Here is a 17,480-nt window from a genome sequence, read left to right on the forward strand (position 1 = left end):
TTTTCAAGTACAGCTATGATTAATAAAAACTATTATGAAATAAATTAATCTTCTTATGAATGCAACTCAATGAATTTAAAAATACATCTAGTATAATAATATAGGACATAATTCTAATTAAAAAAGCCCCAAATAATTAATATTTGGGGCTTTTCGAATTTTGGTGGAGATGGCGGGAGTTGAACCCGCGTCCGCCAGCATTACGCTCGAGAATACTACATGCTTAGATATCGTCTATTGTTTTAACACCAAGTGACCCGACGAACAGGGTACAAGTTGCGATCCTCTAAGTTTGGTATAAAGCCCCGAGGCTTGACTCTATACGGACTTGTGTGCGTGCGCTACGGTCGGGTTCCTAAACCACAAGTATTCTAGGAAGCGGACAAACTGCCCTTAGGCAGCTAGAGCGTAAGTTTCGTCGTTTGCGACTAAAATATGCAAATTTGATTTACGAGAGAAAATGCGCTCTCGGCATGCATCTATGAGTTTCATCACCAGCGTCGAAGCCAATAACATCCCCATGAATGTATGAGCATCATAGCATAACTAAAATAAAATACTGTGCATTTTATCAACAGTCCGCTACTGATGAACATATTTACATAATGGAGAGCCTTTTGTTTTTTTCAAGGGCCACATAAAAAAGCTGCCAAACATGACAGCTTTTTTTAAAGTGTGGTCTATAAAGCACCATTGCCTAACACAATACCCTCACGGCGCGGGTCTACCCCACCTGCGTATTTGCTTTGATTATTAATATTTACTTTCATAATCGTTGAAATACCGCTGGTTTGCGCAGTGTTGGCAACGCCATGCCCTTTTGCTTTTAAGCCTTCAATCAAATCAAGCAAAGAAAGCTGCACATTCGAGCTATCTACATTGGTGTTTTTGCTATTGGTCGCACCAAAGTTAACAAGCGAAGTCGCCTGCTGTGCGTTTAAGTTCCAGTCCAGCGCACCCACTAAAGTTTTAACCACATATTGAATGATCGTACCACCACCTGGTGAACCTGTTGCCATATAAAACTCATCTGGCGTGGTGCCTTTAAACACTAAAGTTGGCGCCATGGTACTACGTGGGCGTTTACCACCTTCCACACGGTTGGCAACCAGTGCTCCCGTGCTGTCTAGCGGGTTGGCGCTAAAGTCAGTTAACTGGTTTGACAGCAAGAAACCATCCACCATGTGGAATGAACCCATGCTCGATTCAACCGTCGATGTCATTGAAACCACATTGCCATAGGCATCTACAATCGTGAACTGAGTCGTGCCGTGTTCAACAGTCGTATCGACACCCGAAGCTGGATTGAAATTACCTGCTGGCGCAACGCCCATACTTTGGTTCGGGTTAATGAGTGCTGCACGTTGTTTTAAGTAATTTTTATCAATAAAGCTTGCAATACCCTGTGCTGGTAAAGCGACAAAATCAGTATCTGCCACATATTTATCACGGTCGGCGTAGGCCAAACGTTCTGCTTCAGACACTAAATGCACGCCCATCACATCTGGCACACCACCTTCATTTTCAGGGTTTTTAGGTGGATAAAGCGACATATCAAAGTTTTCTAAAATACCCAGCGTTTGCGCAACCGCAATTCCTCCCGAAGATGGAGGCGGCATGGTACATACATAGTAGCGGTCACGATACGTTGTACAAATCGGGTCGCGTTTTTTCACCTGATAGTTCGATAAATCCTGCAAGGTCATCAAGCTTGGAGTAATTGGAGTTCGTGCTGGATCATCCCCTAATGTTTGGCCTGCTTTTGCCACAATGGCTTGAGCAATTGGACCCGTGTGCAATGCATTTGCGCCTTGCGTGGCAAGTGCTTCTAGGGTTTTTGCATAGGCTTTATTGGTCATGGTCTCACCTACTTTACGAGGCGAACCATCTGGGTAGAAATAAGTTGCCATTGCATTTGCATCAAGCGCTAAGCTGTTTGCATTGCTTGCAATCGCATCTGCCAAACGGCCCGGAATGCGGAAACCGTTGTCAGCCAAACCAATTGCTTCACCAAAAAGCTGGTTCCACTTAAGCTTGCCATGTTCTTGTTGTGCTTGTTCAAGCAAACGCATCACACCCGGCACACCAATCGAGCGACCACTACGGCGGGCACTTGGTACAGGCGCTGGTGAATTGGGATCATATATATCTTGGCGAATTAAATAATATTCGTTAGCTGCGGCTGGTGCTGTTTCACGTCCATCGTAAGCCGTGACTTTTTTGGTTTTGGCATCGTAATACATCATAAAACCACTACCAGCAATCGTGCTCGACTGTGGTTCTACTAAACCCAACACTGCTTGTACCGCAACGGCTGCATCGACTGCACTACCGCCTGCTCTTAAAACATCACAGCCCGCTTTTACCGCCAGTGGCGTGTTTGCCACCACCATATATTTATCTGCGTATTTAACCGTGTTACCGAGTCTATAACCCGATGCACCCTCAGGCGCGGCTGGGTCACCATTTTGGTTTGAACCGACCACCACGCTTGAACCATCTTGTGCCAGTTTGCTACAACTGGTGGGGTCATTATCTACAATTAAATTGGGCGGGGTTGTATTTGAATCATCCTTGGGCTGATCTGACGAGGAGTCATCTCCACATCCTTGTAATAAACCGACTGCTAATAAACTACTGAACAAAAATGAATATCTTTTATTCACGTGATAACTCCAATATATACGCCTGCCTATCCATGCAATTGCCATGCAAGCTTCTTTGTTTTCAGGTATTAAGTTTTTTTAATCTTTGATAAAAATAAGGTTTTATAATATTGAATGTTTAAGGGCGTTTATCCTGTGCCCTGTCTGATGCCTCCTTGCTTGATATCACACTCTTTTATAACTGATTTGCCCGATTCTGGCATGCTTTATTTCGCTAAATACAGGCAAAATCTGCCATTTGCAGATGTAGTTTATTTTTTAGTGGGCCTAAAAAAAGCACCTCCGAAGAGATGCTTTTGATGTTTAGTGAGAAGGCATTCCGCTGACATCTCCTTTGGGTTTTGGACACAGCCAAATGACCAGCCCCGCAAAGACAAACACCATCGCAAATAGTAAAAATACATGGTTTGCCGACATGGTAATGGCTTCTTTATCGACGAGGTTTGAAATGATTCCTAAGGTCGAGTCAGCCGTAAAACCATTTTGCAAAAGGTTATTTTGTACTTCGGCAGTATTTAGGTTTGACACCATTTCACTACGTGCAACTTTGGCGTGGTCGTCCCACACCGTGACTGCAATTGAAGCACCAATTGCCCCTGCCATAGTTCTTAAAAAGTTCATTAGACCCGCAGCAGATGCAATTTCTTGCTGTAACACCGAACCCAGTGCAATATTCGACAGTGGAATAAAGAAGAACGGCACAGCAAAACCTTGCAGGATTTGTGGCCAAGCCAATGCCATAAAGTCGGCATCTGTGGTCCAGAATGCCCGCATTAAGGTCACAGCACCCAGCAAAATCAGGCCAAAGCTTGCAAGTGCTCGTGGGTCATGTTTAGTCGAAAGCTTCGCCACAATCGGTGACATGGTCAAACTACCAAAGCCCATGGTTGCAGTTAAATAGCCGGCCCATGTGGCGGTATAGGAAAGGTTCATTTGCAGCCACTGCGGAATCAGTACAATACTGCCAAAGAACGCTCCAAAGCCGAGCGACAAGGCTAACACTGAAATAGCAAAGCCCCTATGCCTGAATACCTTCACATCCACCACGGGGTGCTTATCGGTCAGCTCCCATATGAGGAACACCACAAAGCCAATGACGGCGGTTAAAGCGAGTACCACAATGCTGGTGCTGTTAAACCAGTCGCGTTCATGCCCTAAGTCGAGCATGAGCTGTAGTGCACCAATCCACAGAATTAACAAACCTAAACCAACCGTATCGATTCTTAAAGAAATCGTTTCTGTTTCGGCTGGTTTGAGCAAACGGATTGCCGCTAAAACACAAATAATGCCGACCGGAATGTTAATAAAGAAAATCCAGTGCCAAGACAGGTTGTCACTAATCAGACCACCTAAAATTGGTCCTAAAATTGGCCCAACGACTGTGGTCATTGCCCAGAGGCCCATGGCCTGTGCATGCTTTTCTTTAGGGAAAATACGCATCAACAAGGTTTGGCTGAGTGGCATAAGTGGACCACCGCATAGACCTTGTCCAATACGGAAAAAGACCAACATACCTAACGAGTTTGCTAGGCCGCACAAGAAAGAAAAAATGGTGAAACCAATCAGGCCAAAAATAAAAACCCGAACAGTTCCAAAGCGGCCCGCAAGCCAACCCGTTAAGGGTACACAAATCGCTTCTGCAACTGCATACGATGTAACGACCCACGTCCCTTGTGTACTTGAAACAGCAAGGTTACCGGTAATGTGTGGTACAGATACGTTGGCAATGGTCGTATCGAGTACGACCATAAAGTTCGACAAGGCAATAACAAACGCTGCCAGTAATAAACGACCACCGCTCAGCTCGGCAAAAGGTGTTTGCGTTTTCATAAGCGTTTACTTCGCAGATAAGTCGACTTTTGCTTCCATCGACAAGCCAACACGCAGTGGGTGTTCAGCAAGTTCTTTCGGGTCAAGTGCAATACGAACTGGTAAGCGTTGAACCACTTTAATCCAGTTACCTGTTGCGTTTTGAGCCGGAATTAAGGCAAAGGCAGAGCCTGTACCACCAGAGAAGCCCATCACTTTGCCGTGATATTCAACATCGTCACCATATAAATCTGAAGTAAGAGTGACGATTTGACCCGGACGGACTTTTTTCAACTGACTTTCTTTAAAGTTCGCATCTACATATAAATCGTTGAGCGGCACAATCATCATCATGCTGGTACCAGGTGCAACGCGTTGGCCCACTTGAATATTACGACGCGTCACCACACCATCAACTGGCGCACGAATTACGGTACGTTCCAAATCAAGCTGAGCTTGTTCAACATGTGCTTGTGCAACTTGTACATCAGGTGTTGAAGTTTCACTTACACCCTGAATTAAAGCTTCGTTCGCTGCAAAAGTGCTTTCGGCAGCTTTACGGCTTGAAGATGCTTGCGCTAAACCTGCTTTTGCAAGCTCTAGCCCTGCTTTGGCTGTTTCAACTGCACTTTGTGATTTAGTGAGTTCTTCTTTAGACACTGCACCAGACGCGGCAAGTTGCGCACGACGATTCAGCTCTAAAGCAGCTCTGTCGTAGTCAGCCTGTGCTTGAGCAACTTGTGCTTTGGCACTGGTAATTTCGTCGGCACGAACCACAACTTGAGAGTTTAAAGAGCTACTGTTTGCCGCAGTTTGTTTGTATTGGCGTTTTGCTTTGGCGAGTTCTGCCTCAGCTTGAGCCAGTGCAATTTTGGCATCACGATCATCAATATGAACCAGCACGTCACCACGATGTACTGTTTGGGTATCTTTTACCACAACCTGAGCGACCTGCCCGCTTACCATTGAAGTGATTTGAGCCGTTTCTGCACCGACATAGGCATTATCCGTACTCACGGAGTTGTTTAAAAATAATGCCCAAATTGCATATAAAATAGCGGCGATCAATAAAATCAGCGCAAAAAAACCAAGAAATTTTTTGCGCTTGTTTTGATTGTTGTCATCCGAGGCAGATGTTGTTGGCACTGTTTCTTGTACATTGCTTTGTGCATCAGTCATGGTATGTTCCTAAAGATGGGTTGGCTTTGCCATCAATCTCGCACTACACCTTGTTATAGAGTTTTTATTTTTCTATAAACAAGACATACCGCATTGTCAAAGGAGCTAATTTTAACGCTAAAACCTCATAATATGAGAATAAAAAATTATAACTAATGCGTTCGTTCTAATTAAATTAATGTTTATCTCAAAGTTTTTGTGAAAATTCCCACTTTTCAAATACTAAAAAAAGCGCACTTGGCGCTTTTTAACTACTTAAATGAGCAATTTAATAGGCGTATGAAGCAATACCCGCAGCAATTGCTTTGCCTTCATCATTGACCATGGTCATGCGCATAGTGCAGCCCTTACGACCTAAACGCAGAACTTCGGCACGTGCAATAAAGTATTTACCACGCCCCGGCGCCAAATAATCGACACGCATGTCGACGGTTGCCAAACGCGACACTTGCTTAATGGTCTCGGTTAAAGTTTCCGGCGTTGAACGGCGATATAAGTGTTCCATTGCCACAATACCGCCAATGCTATCGAGCAAGGTTGCAGCAACTCCACCATGCAAAATCTGAAATGCCAGATTACCAATCAGGTCGGGTTGCATCTCGATATAGCCTTCAATCTGCCCGTCCACCACACGCATAATCATTCCACTATGCTTAAAAAAAGGAGAGCTATTAAACGCCTTACATAATTGCTTAAGAACTACATTCAGGTCAGTTTTTGCACCTAAATGAATGCTCCCAGTCCAATTTTTCTTTTCATCACTCATACATTGCCTAAATTTAAAAGCATGATAAACACCCATAATTTTGTACAAATCCAGCATTATGGGGCTACAATACAGCAGTCGGTTGACAGTAATGGAATATCCGCCAACCTATCCTAGTGTAATACCGAACATCGAGATTGTTATGACTTATACGTTCAATCGTCCTGCATTTCCAGCCACTCGCATGCGCCGTATTCGTAAAAATGACCAGTTGCGTGCGATGGTCAGCGAAACACAGCTCACTACCAATCACTTGATTTATCCAGTATTTGTATTACCGGGACAAAATCAAACCCAAGATATTCCAAGTATGCCAAACATTCAGCGTTTGTCGGCAGATTTATTACTGAAAAAAGCTGAAAGACTTCTGGAATTGGGCGTATCAAAACTGGCTCTTTTTCCAGTTACGCCTCAAGAAGATAAAAGCCTGACCGCAGAAGCTGCATGGCATGAAGATGGTTTAGTCCAAACCACGTGCCGTTTACTTAAAAAAGAATTACCAGAAATGGTGTTAATCACTGATGGTGCGCTCGACCCATACACGACTCATGGTCAAGACGGCATTATTGATGACACTGGCTATGTGCTGAATGACGAGACTGTAGAATGCTTGATTAAACAAGCTTTAAGTCATGCCGAAGCGGGTGCTGATGTGGTTGCACCAAGTGACATGATGGATGGCCGTATTGGCGCAATTCGTCAAGCTTTAGAAGCCAATGGTCACATCTATACCAACATCATGGCCTACTCTGCGAAATATGCGTCGAGCTTCTATGGCCCGTTCCGTGATGCTGTTGGCTCTGCATCCAACCTAAAAGGTGGTAATAAATATAACTACCAGATGGACTTTGCCAACCGTGCTGAAGCTTTACATGAAATCGCACTTGATATTCAAGAAGGCGCCGACATGGTCATTGTAAAACCGGGCATGCCATATCTGGATGTGGTACGTGAAGTGAAAGATACCTTTGGTGTTCCGACATTCATTTACCAAGTGAGTGGCGAATACGCAATGTTAGCTGGCGCAATTCAAAATGGCTGGTTATCAGAATCAGTGATTTTAGAATCACTCATGTGCTGCCGCCGTGCTGGTGCAGATGGAATCTGGACTTACTTTGCAGAAACTGCTGCAGAAAAACTCAAGGAAATGAACTAAGTTCGCAGAGAAAGGATAACACTGCATGCATATTGCAATCATTGGCGCGGGCATAAGTGGATTAATGTCTGCGCTGGAGTTGGTTGAACAAGGCTGTACCGTCAGCATTTTCGATCAACAACAAGCGGGACAAGCAGCCTCATGGGCTGGCGGAGGTATTCTCTCTCCGATGTACCCTTGGCGCTATGTGCATGCAGTGAACCAACTCGCTCAATTTGGCAAAGCGTCTTATCAAGCATGGAACCAAAAACTCTCCCCTGTTACAGGGATTGATTTTGAAATTCATGACACAGGCATGCTGATTTTTGATGAAGAAGATTTTGACATCGGACTTTCCTATGCAAATCAACATCAAGAACCCATGCAACGCTGTGAATATTTACAGCGAGATGCGCTAGAGCAAGTCAACCCGCATATTTCCGCTCAGTTTCAAGAAGCTATTTATTTCCCTGAACTTTCTAATATTCGTAATCCACGCGTTTTACAGTCGCTCATTAGCTATTTAAAACAACATCCAAATGTTGAGTTTTTTGAACACGCTGCTGTTAAAAAACTGATTCAACAGGATGATGTTATACAGGCACTACAAACCGAAGATGGTCGCAAATATACAGCAGATCATTTTGTAATAACTTCGGGCGCATGGAGCCATTACTGGAATTCACAATTACAACTCGAAATTCCAGTCGAACCTGTTCAAGGTCAAATGTTGTTATTTAAAACCCCTGCTCACTGGTTACCTACTATGTGCATGAATCGCGTGATGTATTTGATTCCACGTATGGATGGTCATATTGTGTGTGGTTCAAGCATGGCACATCGGGGTTTTGACACTTCTACTGACGAAACAACCCAACACAATATTTTAGAAGCTTGCTTAGAAATGGTGCCTGAATTGGCCAATTTCCCGATCGTACAGCGCTGGGCAGGACTCAGACCAAGTTCACCAAATGGCGTGCCATACATTGGCAAAATGCCTGAAATGGATAACCTATGGGCAAACTTTGGTCATTTTAGAAATGGATTATGCATGGGTGCAGGCTCTGCACAATTGCTCCGTCAGCTTATGCTGGGTCAACCTACGCTAGTTGATGCAAAAGCATATTCACCAGAGCGCCTACAAAATAAAATCTTAGCCTGACACGAGTATATTCTCTAAAGCCATTTTTAACTGAGGATAAGCAAACTCAAATCCTTCTGCTTGTAAGGCAGCAGGTTTAACGTATTGACCATTCAAAATCAATTGCGATTGTTCGCCTAACAAACAGCGAAAAACCGTGCTTGGTGCCGACAACAGCGGTTTCTTATTGAGTACCGCAGCAGCTTGTTCAACAAAAGCTTGTTGAGTCACATTTTCTGGTGCCACGACATTATGGATTTGAGAAGATTGAGGATGGTTAAATATAAACTCGATGGCGCTTAATACATCTTCAATATGCACCCAAACCACAGGCTGACGACCGTGACCAATTTGACCGACTAAATTGAGTCGAATTGGAAGCAACATTTTAGGTAAAATGCCACTACCCTGCCCAAACACCACGCCTAAGCGAATAATTTTAGTATTTTGCTGAGTATCTGCTAAAGCTGCGCGCTCCCATTCTTGGCAAAGCTGAGACATAAAAATAGGCTGTGGTGGACTTTGTTCAGTGCACACCTCTGCCCACTTTTCTTCAACATCTATACCGTAATAGCCAATCGCAGAACCAGACACAATCACTTCCGGAAAAATTTCAGACTGCTTTAGCCATGCATATAACTTTCGTGTCGTGTTTACTCGGCTTTCAATGAGTTGTTTTTTACGTGATTCGGTCCAGCGTTTTTCACCAATATTTGCGCCTGCCAAATTCACGACATAGTCAATTTGGCGGGTCGAAATATCTTCAAATTTTTGAACCCACTGTAAGGCAGGCTGGTCAGATTTCTTTCCAGTCTGACGCGTCACAGCAATCACGTTATAATTTTTTTCTAAAAGGAACTTAATTAAATACGTTCCGATAAAACCACTGGCGCCCGTAATTAATACATTCTTATTCATATTTCCTCCAAAACCGAGGACACAAGTTTTATTTCATTATATAAGACTCATTTATATTTAATCGTAGCTGTTTTTGTAGTGATCTATTGCACATTAAACATTTTGCTTGCCATACGCTGTGCCTGTTTCCCATAAAACCAATAGGTAATCAAATAAAGCGGGATCGCTAACATTAAAAGCATAATGAGCATAATGCTTAAAAACTGAGGCTGTTTAAGGTAAAGCATAAAGTTCTGCAAAATCTCTTGGTCTTTTCTGGCAAATAAAAACAGACCAAATAAAACACCACATAAGTTATAGCCCCAAAAAATCAGGGTAAAACCTAAAGTAAATTTCTTTTTTTCTTGTACAGTTGGTGCACGGCGCTCTTTCTTTAAAAACTTAAACAGGACAAAAATCATTGCGCCTAAATATGGAACGGCTGTTAAAATACCACCTACACTCGCTGGTAATAGTGCTGCAACCACACCTACAATTAAGGTGAGTCCTATGCATAAAGCAAAAAACCAGAGAAAGTAAGAGCGTAATTTGGTCATCTTTTTGCCTAATTTATGGGTTCAAAAAATAATTATAAATTTTTTTCGATTTTTTTTCATTTTTCTGTCAACCAATCCGAATCTCTTGACGTTATATAGGGTAATAAGGTCGCAGCAACCGAATACTTCCTTTGCACGGCATCCGCAGAATTGTATCGGTGACCTTTCATTACGACTCTTTTCTTCCTTCAGATTAGGTTTTGTTAGCAGCCGAAACCCTTGATGAAGTTTTTGACCGACGATTCTCTCATCACTCGAATCGTCGGTTTTTATTTTCTGGCACTTTCATTTAGTTTACGCTCACCATACACAATAGTTGTTTCATGGTCATAAAGGCTATGCGTATACTTTTTACACCATAAAAATATGTTTTTAATAATATGAACAACATTGCCTATTTTGAAATCCAGTCTTCAAACCCTGCCCGAGACGCGCAGTTTTATCATGCTGTGTTCGGCTGGCAATTTAAATTAGATGAAAGCTTACCAATTGAATATTACCGTATAGAAACACCCTCAATTATGGGTGGGCTATTAAAACGCCCAGCTCAAACGCCTCCAATGGAATATGGCACCAATGCATTTACCTGTTCGGTTCAAGTCGAAAACTTTGATGAAGTTGCTACAAAAATTTTAGCGCAAGGTGGCATTGTGGCAATGGATAAATTCGCCATTCCCGGTCGTGCTTGGCATGGTTACTTTGTCGATTTAGACCATAACGTTTTTGGTATTTTTCAAGTTGATGAAAATGCTGCTTAAAGATTTTATTTAACAAATTTATTTTCTAATTTATAGCCACCGCCTTGTTATCGGTGGCTATTTCATATTGATTATTCGGCAAAGCTAAAACTGGCTTCACATGTAATTGGGAAATTCACCGAATTGGCAATCATACATTCGTGATGCGCTTCTTCATGCAATTTTGCAGCAAGCTCTTGGTCTGCGCCTTTTTCTAAAACAACCACAGGCTTTAAAATAATTTGGGTAAAGTGGCCACGTTTAACTGGATCCGCATCTTCCATAAATCCAAGTGCATGGTCAACATAACTCAGCACATGAATATGATTGACTGCACACAGGTGTAAATACCAAAGCTTATGACAAGCTGAGGCAGAAGCAACCAATAAATCTTCTGGGTTCCATCTGGTCACATCGCCTAAATAGGCAGGGTCTGATGAACCTTGAATAGTGGCTTTTTGTGGATGTTGAATACTAAAGTCTCTTTTATATGAACGATAAGATGAAGTGCCTGTACCTGTATTGCCTTCCCACTGTATTTTCACTTCGTATTTATGAATGGTCATTTTATTCTCAAAGTTCATTGTTTGAACTGATAGTAACAAAGCAAAGTTTAAAGTGACAAAATTAATTCAGATTTCAGCGTAGGCTTAAATATCGAGCACTTTAAAATGTCTTGATAAAATCTCCTGCCAATTTATGCTAACGTATCTGTGTTTACTTTGGCTTGATGTCTGTTTCTATGTCCGTACATTTTCTACATACTTCTGACTGGCATTTGGGGCAGTTTTTTTATAATCATTCACGCCACTACGAACACCAACAATTTTTAAGTTGGTTACTCACTCAAATTCAAGAAAAACAACCGCATGCCCTGCTCATTGCCGGCGATATTTTTGATGTGATTAATCCGGGTTCACAAGCACAAAAACAACTCTATCAATTTTTAGCAGATGCACATCGCCTTGCACCGCACATGCAAACGCTCATGATTGCGGGTAACCATGACTCAGGCTACCGTATTGAACAGGTCGAACCACTTTTAGAAAAATACAATGCAAAAACCGTGGGCGTGGTTCGCTGGAATGAAGATAAAACCCTAGATCTCGATCGTCTGCTGTTGCCTATTTATAATCAAAATCAAGATATTGTGGCGTGGTGCCTTGCCCTACCTTTTTTACGTTCAGCCGAAATTACGGGCTTTAATGAACATACCACCAATAGCAAAAATGCGATTGCCTATTTGCATGAACAACTGATTGCTGAAGCGAAGCGTCGTAAAACACCAGACCAAGCGCTTATTTTGATGTCGCATGCCCACATGCAAGGCGGAGAAACATCTGACTCTGAACGCCCAATTATTATTGGTAATGAAGAGGCGCTTTCAACCACTTTGTTTGAAGATGCTGTCGACTATGTCGCTTTAGGGCATCTACATAAACCACAAAAAGTAGGCCAGCCGCACATTCGTTATAGCGGTTCACCTATTCCACTTTCTTTTAGTGAAATTAACTATAAACACCAAGTGGTTGAAGTCAAAATTGACCCTGCTCAAGAGGCAGACCACCGTTTGCAGTTTGAAGCTGTTGAAATTCCGCGTTGTATCAAATTACATCGTATTCGTGGTGAATTAAACGAGGTACTGCAACAACTCAAAGCTTTGCCGCACGGCGTGATTGAGAATATTGACCACCGTGAATATGTCGATATTGAATATTATAGTTTAACTCCACCACAGCCTAATTTACGCCAACAGTTTGAAGCCGCATTGCCACCTGACCGCTATCGTTTAGTGCGTATTTCACGTCAATATGTGAGCCAAGATGCTTCGGACACTGATACCACCCAGCACATTGCACTTGAACCACCAACACCAGAAAAACTCTTTCAAAATATTTGGGAAAAACAAGGTTACAGTGCCGATGATGCAGTCTTAAAAGATTTTCTGAGTCTGGTACAAGAAGCACAAAAAAATCTTGAAAATGATGCAACACCTTAAGGATATGTCATGAAAATTTTATCTATTCGTATAAAAAATCTGGCATCTCTTTCTGACGAGCACTTTATTGATTTTGAAAGCGCGCCTCTAGCTCACGCAGGCTTAATTGCCATTGTGGGTAAAACTGGTGCAGGTAAGTCGACCATTTTAGATGCGATGTGTCTGGCCCTGTTTAATCGCGTTCCACGCCTTAAAGACAGCGATGGCAAATTAAAAGATGTTGATGGTTCCGAGTTACTCACCAATTCACCTTTAACTGTTTTACGCCGCGGTACAGGACATGGTTTTGCTGAACTTTGCTTTATTGCTCAAGATCAAAAACGCTATTTAGCACGCTGGGAAATTAAACGTGCGCGTGAAAATCCGAATGGTAAATTACAAAGTGTGCAACGCCACTTAAAATGCCTGACCGATGGTGTGGTGCTTGCCGATAAAGCCAAAGCAGTTGATGAAAAAGTTAAACAAATCACCCAGCTTTCATTTGAACAGTTTACCCGTGCTGTTTTACTTGCCCAATCAGAAGTCACGGCGTTTTTAAAAGCACGAGATAGTGAACGCGGTGAACTACTTGAGTACCTGACAAACTCCAGCATTTTTGCCAAAATTGGTGAACTAGCTTTTCGTAAAACAGCAGATATTGCCAAACAGCGTAAACAGCTTGAAGAGTTTTTAGGTCATATTGAGATTTTATCTGATGAAGAAATCTCAGCATTTACCGAACAATATCAACAAGCTCAAGAGAACTATCAAAAATTAGAACAACAAAAAAATGTGTTGGATAAACAACAACAATGGTTTGAACGCAAAGCCAAACTTGAGCTTGAGGTTCAAGCTAAACAGCAACAGTTTCAAACCCAGCAAAACCATCATCAGCAACTTACGGGTGAACGTGAGCAATTAAAACGACTCGAAGTTTTCTCTGAAATACGCCCACAGGTCTTTCAGCAGACTCAAAATTTACAAACCCTACAACAACTTGAGCCGCAAATTCAGCAAGCTCAAATTAAGTTTAATGATTTGGTTCAAATTTTTGAAACGGGACAAAAACAATATCAATCAGCAGAGCAAGAACTCAAACAAACGCTCGATTTTGAGCAACAGCATCAATCTGCTTTAAATCAGGTTCGACAGTCCATTCAAGAGCGAACATTTATTGCAGATGAATATAAAAAGTGCAAAGAAAAAAGAAATGTTCTAGAGCAGAAACTCAGCCCGTTGCAACAACAGCAAAACACTGTTCAACAACAGATTGAGCAGCTTCAACAAAATCAGGCATATCTGCAACAACAGCTTACTCAGACTGGGCAATATGCTGTATTAGATAAAGGCCTTTCAGCACATTTACATCAACTCGGGCAATTTATTCAAAACTACGAAGCGATTGAACAACAGCTTGGAAATCCTACTCTAGCTCGTCAAAAACTATCGGAAGCTAAAAGTGAACTTGAACAACTGACGGCTTCGGTGGGGACAGTTGAACAGATTGAGGTAAAACTTGAGCAACAGCGTAAAGATAAAGAACAAAAACTTACTCAAATTACTCAGCTAGACCTCATTCAACAAAAAGTTAAAATTTATCATGAGCTATATGCTGAGCTTCAGCAGTTCACCGAAAAACATAGCCAAGCCTCTGCTCAAGAACAGCAGCTTAAAACCGTTTGCCAGTTAGCTGAGCAAGACTATCAAACAGCAAAAACAGAGCGTGAAAAATTACAGCAAATTTTGCAACAGCAACGCTTATTACATACAGAGAATATTGAGCAGTTACGTACCAATCTTAAAGAAGGCGAAGCTTGTTTAGTCTGTGGCAGCACGCATCACCCCTATCGTGTTGATGACAGCACAGTTTCCAAGGCCTTATTCGACTTGCAGCAACAGCAAGAACAACAAGCAGTAGCGCTAGAACAAACTAAATTTAATGCGTGGCAAAACCAACAGCAAACACTTACCCAGTGTCGTGCTGAGTTCGAACAAGTTCAAAATTATTTATCTCAACTTAAAGCAAAACAAGCAAATTTACAGCAAGATCTTATTCAGCAATTAAGTCTCAACCAATTACAAATTGATCTTGCTCAACCTCCAGAACAAATCTTACAAACACTAAGCGAGCTTAGACAAGCCGCTCAAACTGCAATAAGTTCATTTGACTCAGAAAACTTGCGTTTAACCCAAGCGATTAAGCAGCAGAACCAGTTGCTTCAACATGTTCAGCGTAGTGAAAGCTTGCTCAATACATCACAGCAATGGCAACAGCAAGTTCAGCATATTGTTCAGTGCCTATCTGAGCCCGAGCAGCACGCATGGCAGCAGTCGAGTAGCCAAACAGCTAAGCAGACTTGGTCTATGCTTGATGCACGTGCTAAGCAACTTGAACAACAAGAACAGCTCGCTCAGCGTTTTGAACAGCAGCAACAAGAACTAAAAATGTTAGCTGCCAACCTTGAGCAAATGACCAAACAAATTAATGAGATCGACCAAAATCTCAAAGAAATTACGCTCAAGGGTCAACAAAATAATGAAAAAGCAGTATCGCTTATTCAACAAATGACAGGCCTTTCTGACCTTAAGCCTCATGATTGGTTAATTGAGCATGATGCCAAACGTCAGCATCAACAAACAGCTTATCATGCGTCTAAACAACGTTTTGAACAGACCAGACAGCACTTCGAGCAACAAAAACAGGCACTAGATCAGCTCAAGCATCAACACCAACACACCGAGCAACATCAACAACAGATTAATGCGCAAATTCAAAACTGGTTAAACGGGCATTCTGATTTTCAGGCGCAGGACTTTACGGCGCTCATACAGATTAATTCAGCACAAGAGCAAGATATCCGTAACCGCCTTAATCATGCCGAACGTCTACTCAGTGAGAGCTCTTCTGCACTTAAAACCATGCAAGAGCAATTGTCCGATCACTTACAAACTCAACCAGATATTGAATTTGAAAAGCTCCTGAACCTCATTCAAGACAATATTGCAGAGCTTAAAGCCCAACTGGAAGTTCGTGATCAGCTGAAACTGAAGTTAGAGCTGCACCAGCAAAACCTTGCGAAACAGCAACAATACGCCCAGCAAATTCAAAATATTCAGCAAGAAGAACATCGCTGGAGCAAAATTTCAGGTCTGATTGGTGATGCCAAAGGCAAAGAGTTCCGTGACTATGCCCAGCAATATCATCTGGATATTTTAGTGGAACATGCCAACCAGCAACTGGCGATGCTTTCTCAACGCTATACATTAAAACGGCTTGACCAATCTTTAAGTCTTGCCATTATCGACCACGATATGGACGGAGAAATGCGTTCGGTTTCGTCTTTATCCGGCGGTGAATCCTTCTTAACAGCCCTCGCCTTATCTTTAGCCATTGCCAATATGGCTTCAGGCTCAATGAAAATTGAATCTCTGTTTATTGATGAAGGTTTTGGAACCTTAGATGCATCTTCATTGCATATGGTGATGAATGCTTTAGATCAATTACAAAATCAGGGTCGTCAGGTTGTTCTCATCTCACACATTCAAGAAATGCATGAGCGTATTCCTGTACAAATTCAAGTGAAACCACTTGGTGCTGGCGCAAGTACTATCGAGGTCATTGGTTAAAACTAAAAAGCCCCGACATCCTGTCGGGGCTTTTTTAGAATCTGCGTTGGTATAACTCCTGTCGTACCTGTATGCATCCATTCATCACTGTTTATTGTTATTCTTAGAAACATCCTGTCTCCTGATGAATTCATCATAAGTGAAAACCACTTCCCGCCATAGCCGCAAAAGGACGCAATGAACGTACGAAATAGCGTACATCATCCTTTTTGCGAATAGTCTCTAGCACCGAATAAAGCAGTTCCCACACGGACCATGGTTGAACCTGCAGCAATTGCAGCCTCTAAATCACTCGACATTCCCATGCTTAAAGTATCCCAGTCTTGAGGGTGAGCATGTTTTTCTTTCACCGCATCAAACAAGGCCTTAGCATCTGCAAAAGCAGCAGTATTGTCTGGTGCTGGAATCACCATCAAACCGCGTAGTCTGATTTTGGGTAATTGGCTAATTTGAGCAACTAACTCGGCAACCTCATCTGGTACACAACCATCTTTACTATCTTGCCCGTCAATATTCACTTGCAAACAAATATTTAAGTCAGATTGATCTTGAAGCCTTTGATTAGATAATCGTTCAGCAATAATTAAACGATCTACACCATGCACCCAATCAAACTTTTCAGCCAAATTTTTAGTCTTGTTTCGCTGAACATGACCAATAAAGTGCCATTCAATTTCTAAATCTTGTAAAGCTTCAATTTTTTCCAAAGCTTCCTGTAAATAGTTTTCGCCAAATGCTCTTTGCCCTGCTGCATGCATTTCACGCAAACTTTCACTTGGATGTGTTTTTGATACGGCTAAAAGTTGCACAGTTTCAGGCGCACGCTGAGCATGTTCACAACCACGCTGGATTTGCTGTAATACGTGCTGTCGCGCATCTTGCAGGTAATTCATTGACAAGGTTCTCATTTTCAAAAAACTTTTTTGCTTTTCACCTAAAGCGAGGTGTTGGTAAGCCTCAGTGAAAGCCGTATATTATTCTACAAAAT

The 17,480-nt window shown here is 42.2% G+C and carries 13 protein-coding genes and 1 other RNA gene; 5 read left to right on the plus strand and 9 right to left on the minus strand.

Annotated elements, in window-relative coordinates:
• Nucleotides 1-161: 161 nt before the first annotated feature.
• The 5 genes from ssrA to MKL38_RS07985 form a co-directional block, all read right to left on the minus strand.
• Nucleotides 162-520: a transfer-messenger RNA gene (gene ssrA / locus MKL38_RS07965) on the minus strand.
• A gap of 160 nt (nucleotides 521-680) precedes the next feature.
• Entirely contained in the window at nucleotides 681-2,666 is a 1,986-nt protein-coding gene (gene ggt, locus MKL38_RS07970) for a gamma-glutamyltransferase (protein WP_270903006.1), read from the minus strand.
• Nucleotides 2,667-2,969: 303 nt separating this feature from the next.
• Nucleotides 2,970-4,496: a DHA2 family efflux MFS transporter permease subunit gene (locus MKL38_RS07975; RefSeq protein ID WP_005042591.1), complete on the minus strand. Its 1,527-nt coding sequence runs from the start codon at nucleotides 4,494-4,496 to the stop codon at nucleotides 2,970-2,972.
• Nucleotides 4,497-4,502: 6 nt separating this feature from the next.
• Nucleotides 4,503-5,654: an EmrA/EmrK family multidrug efflux transporter periplasmic adaptor subunit gene (locus tag MKL38_RS07980; RefSeq protein ID WP_270903007.1), complete on the minus strand. Its 1,152-nt coding sequence runs from the start codon at nucleotides 5,652-5,654 to the stop codon at nucleotides 4,503-4,505.
• Between the two features lie 268 nt (nucleotides 5,655-5,922).
• A complete protein-coding gene (locus MKL38_RS07985) occupies nucleotides 5,923-6,420 on the minus strand; it encodes a thioesterase family protein (RefSeq protein WP_004641674.1) in 498 nt (165 codons plus the stop codon).
• Between the two features lie 142 nt (nucleotides 6,421-6,562).
• Between MKL38_RS07985 and hemB the strand changes: the two genes are divergently transcribed.
• Entirely contained in the window at nucleotides 6,563-7,576 is a 1,014-nt protein-coding gene (gene hemB / locus MKL38_RS07990) for a porphobilinogen synthase (RefSeq protein ID WP_004641673.1), read from the plus strand.
• A gap of 25 nt (nucleotides 7,577-7,601) precedes the next feature.
• Entirely contained in the window at nucleotides 7,602-8,717 is a 1,116-nt protein-coding gene (locus tag MKL38_RS07995; protein ID WP_270903008.1) for an NAD(P)/FAD-dependent oxidoreductase, read from the plus strand.
• Here MKL38_RS07995 and MKL38_RS08000 read toward each other — a convergent pair.
• Nucleotides 8,709-9,614, minus strand: a complete 906-nt coding sequence (locus MKL38_RS08000) for a TIGR01777 family oxidoreductase (protein WP_270903009.1) — start codon at nucleotides 9,612-9,614, stop codon at nucleotides 8,709-8,711. The two genes, MKL38_RS07995 and MKL38_RS08000, sit on opposite strands and share 9 nt — an antisense overlap.
• Nucleotides 9,615-9,697: 83 nt before the next feature.
• Nucleotides 9,698-10,150, minus strand: coding sequence for an ABZJ_00895 family protein (locus MKL38_RS08005; RefSeq protein ID WP_270903010.1), 453 nt, complete (start codon nucleotides 10,148-10,150; stop codon nucleotides 9,698-9,700).
• Between the two features lie 380 nt (nucleotides 10,151-10,530).
• On the opposite strand from MKL38_RS08005, the gene MKL38_RS08010 reads away from it, so the two are divergent.
• On the plus strand, nucleotides 10,531-10,908 hold the full coding sequence (locus MKL38_RS08010; protein WP_205469753.1) for a VOC family protein: 378 nt from the start codon (nucleotides 10,531-10,533) through the stop codon (nucleotides 10,906-10,908).
• A gap of 71 nt (nucleotides 10,909-10,979) precedes the next feature.
• Here the strand turns inward: MKL38_RS08010 and MKL38_RS08015 are convergent, their stop codons facing one another.
• Nucleotides 10,980-11,453 carry an OsmC family protein gene (locus tag MKL38_RS08015; RefSeq protein ID WP_270903011.1) on the minus strand — a complete coding sequence of 158 codons (474 nt, stop codon included), beginning with the start codon at nucleotides 11,451-11,453 and terminating at the stop codon, nucleotides 10,980-10,982.
• A gap of 164 nt (nucleotides 11,454-11,617) precedes the next feature.
• Here MKL38_RS08015 and MKL38_RS08020 point away from each other — a divergent pair, with 164 nt between their 5' ends.
• Both MKL38_RS08020 and MKL38_RS08025 read left to right on the plus strand, forming a co-directional pair.
• Nucleotides 11,618-12,886: an exonuclease SbcCD subunit D gene (locus MKL38_RS08020; RefSeq protein ID WP_270903012.1), complete on the plus strand. Its 1,269-nt coding sequence runs from the start codon at nucleotides 11,618-11,620 to the stop codon at nucleotides 12,884-12,886.
• A gap of 9 nt (nucleotides 12,887-12,895) precedes the next feature.
• Nucleotides 12,896-16,492, plus strand: a complete 3,597-nt coding sequence (locus MKL38_RS08025; protein ID WP_270903013.1) for an AAA family ATPase — start codon at nucleotides 12,896-12,898, stop codon at nucleotides 16,490-16,492.
• A 200-nt stretch (nucleotides 16,493-16,692) separates the two neighbouring features.
• On the opposite strand, the gene MKL38_RS08030 is transcribed toward MKL38_RS08025, so the two are convergent.
• On the minus strand, nucleotides 16,693-17,385 hold the full coding sequence (locus MKL38_RS08030; RefSeq protein WP_270903014.1) for a YggS family pyridoxal phosphate-dependent enzyme: 693 nt from the start codon (nucleotides 17,383-17,385) through the stop codon (nucleotides 16,693-16,695).
• Nucleotides 17,386-17,480: the final 95 nt, after the last annotated feature.

Source organism: Acinetobacter sp. AOR14_HL (genome assembly GCF_027855175.1).
GTDB lineage: Bacteria > Pseudomonadota > Gammaproteobacteria > Pseudomonadales > Moraxellaceae > Acinetobacter > Acinetobacter calcoaceticus.

Excerpts from the sequence above, each read along its gene's own strand:
- MKL38_RS07975 (WP_005042591.1), bottom strand. The coding sequence starts at position 4,496 with ATGAAAACGCAAACACCTTTTGCCGAGCTGAGCGGTGGTCGTTTATTA.
- MKL38_RS07980 (WP_270903007.1), bottom strand. The coding sequence starts at position 5,654 with ATGACTGATGCACAAAGCAATGTACAAGAAACAGTGCCAACAACATCT.
- MKL38_RS07985 (WP_004641674.1), bottom strand. The coding sequence starts at position 6,420 with ATGAGTGATGAAAAGAAAAATTGGACTGGGAGCATTCATTTAGGTGCA.
- hemB (WP_004641673.1), top strand. The coding sequence starts at position 6,563 with ATGACTTATACGTTCAATCGTCCTGCATTTCCAGCCACTCGCATGCGC.
- MKL38_RS07995 (WP_270903008.1), top strand. The coding sequence starts at position 7,602 with ATGCATATTGCAATCATTGGCGCGGGCATAAGTGGATTAATGTCTGCG.
- MKL38_RS08000 (WP_270903009.1), bottom strand. The coding sequence starts at position 9,614 with ATGAATAAGAATGTATTAATTACGGGCGCCAGTGGTTTTATCGGAACG.
- MKL38_RS08005 (WP_270903010.1), bottom strand. The coding sequence starts at position 10,150 with ATGACCAAATTACGCTCTTACTTTCTCTGGTTTTTTGCTTTATGCATA.
- MKL38_RS08010 (WP_205469753.1), top strand. The coding sequence starts at position 10,531 with ATGAACAACATTGCCTATTTTGAAATCCAGTCTTCAAACCCTGCCCGA.
- MKL38_RS08015 (WP_270903011.1), bottom strand. The coding sequence starts at position 11,453 with ATGACCATTCATAAATACGAAGTGAAAATACAGTGGGAAGGCAATACA.
- MKL38_RS08020 (WP_270903012.1), top strand. The coding sequence starts at position 11,618 with ATGTCTGTTTCTATGTCCGTACATTTTCTACATACTTCTGACTGGCAT.
- MKL38_RS08025 (WP_270903013.1), top strand. The coding sequence starts at position 12,896 with ATGAAAATTTTATCTATTCGTATAAAAAATCTGGCATCTCTTTCTGAC.
- MKL38_RS08030 (WP_270903014.1), bottom strand. The coding sequence starts at position 17,385 with ATGAATTACCTGCAAGATGCGCGACAGCACGTATTACAGCAAATCCAG.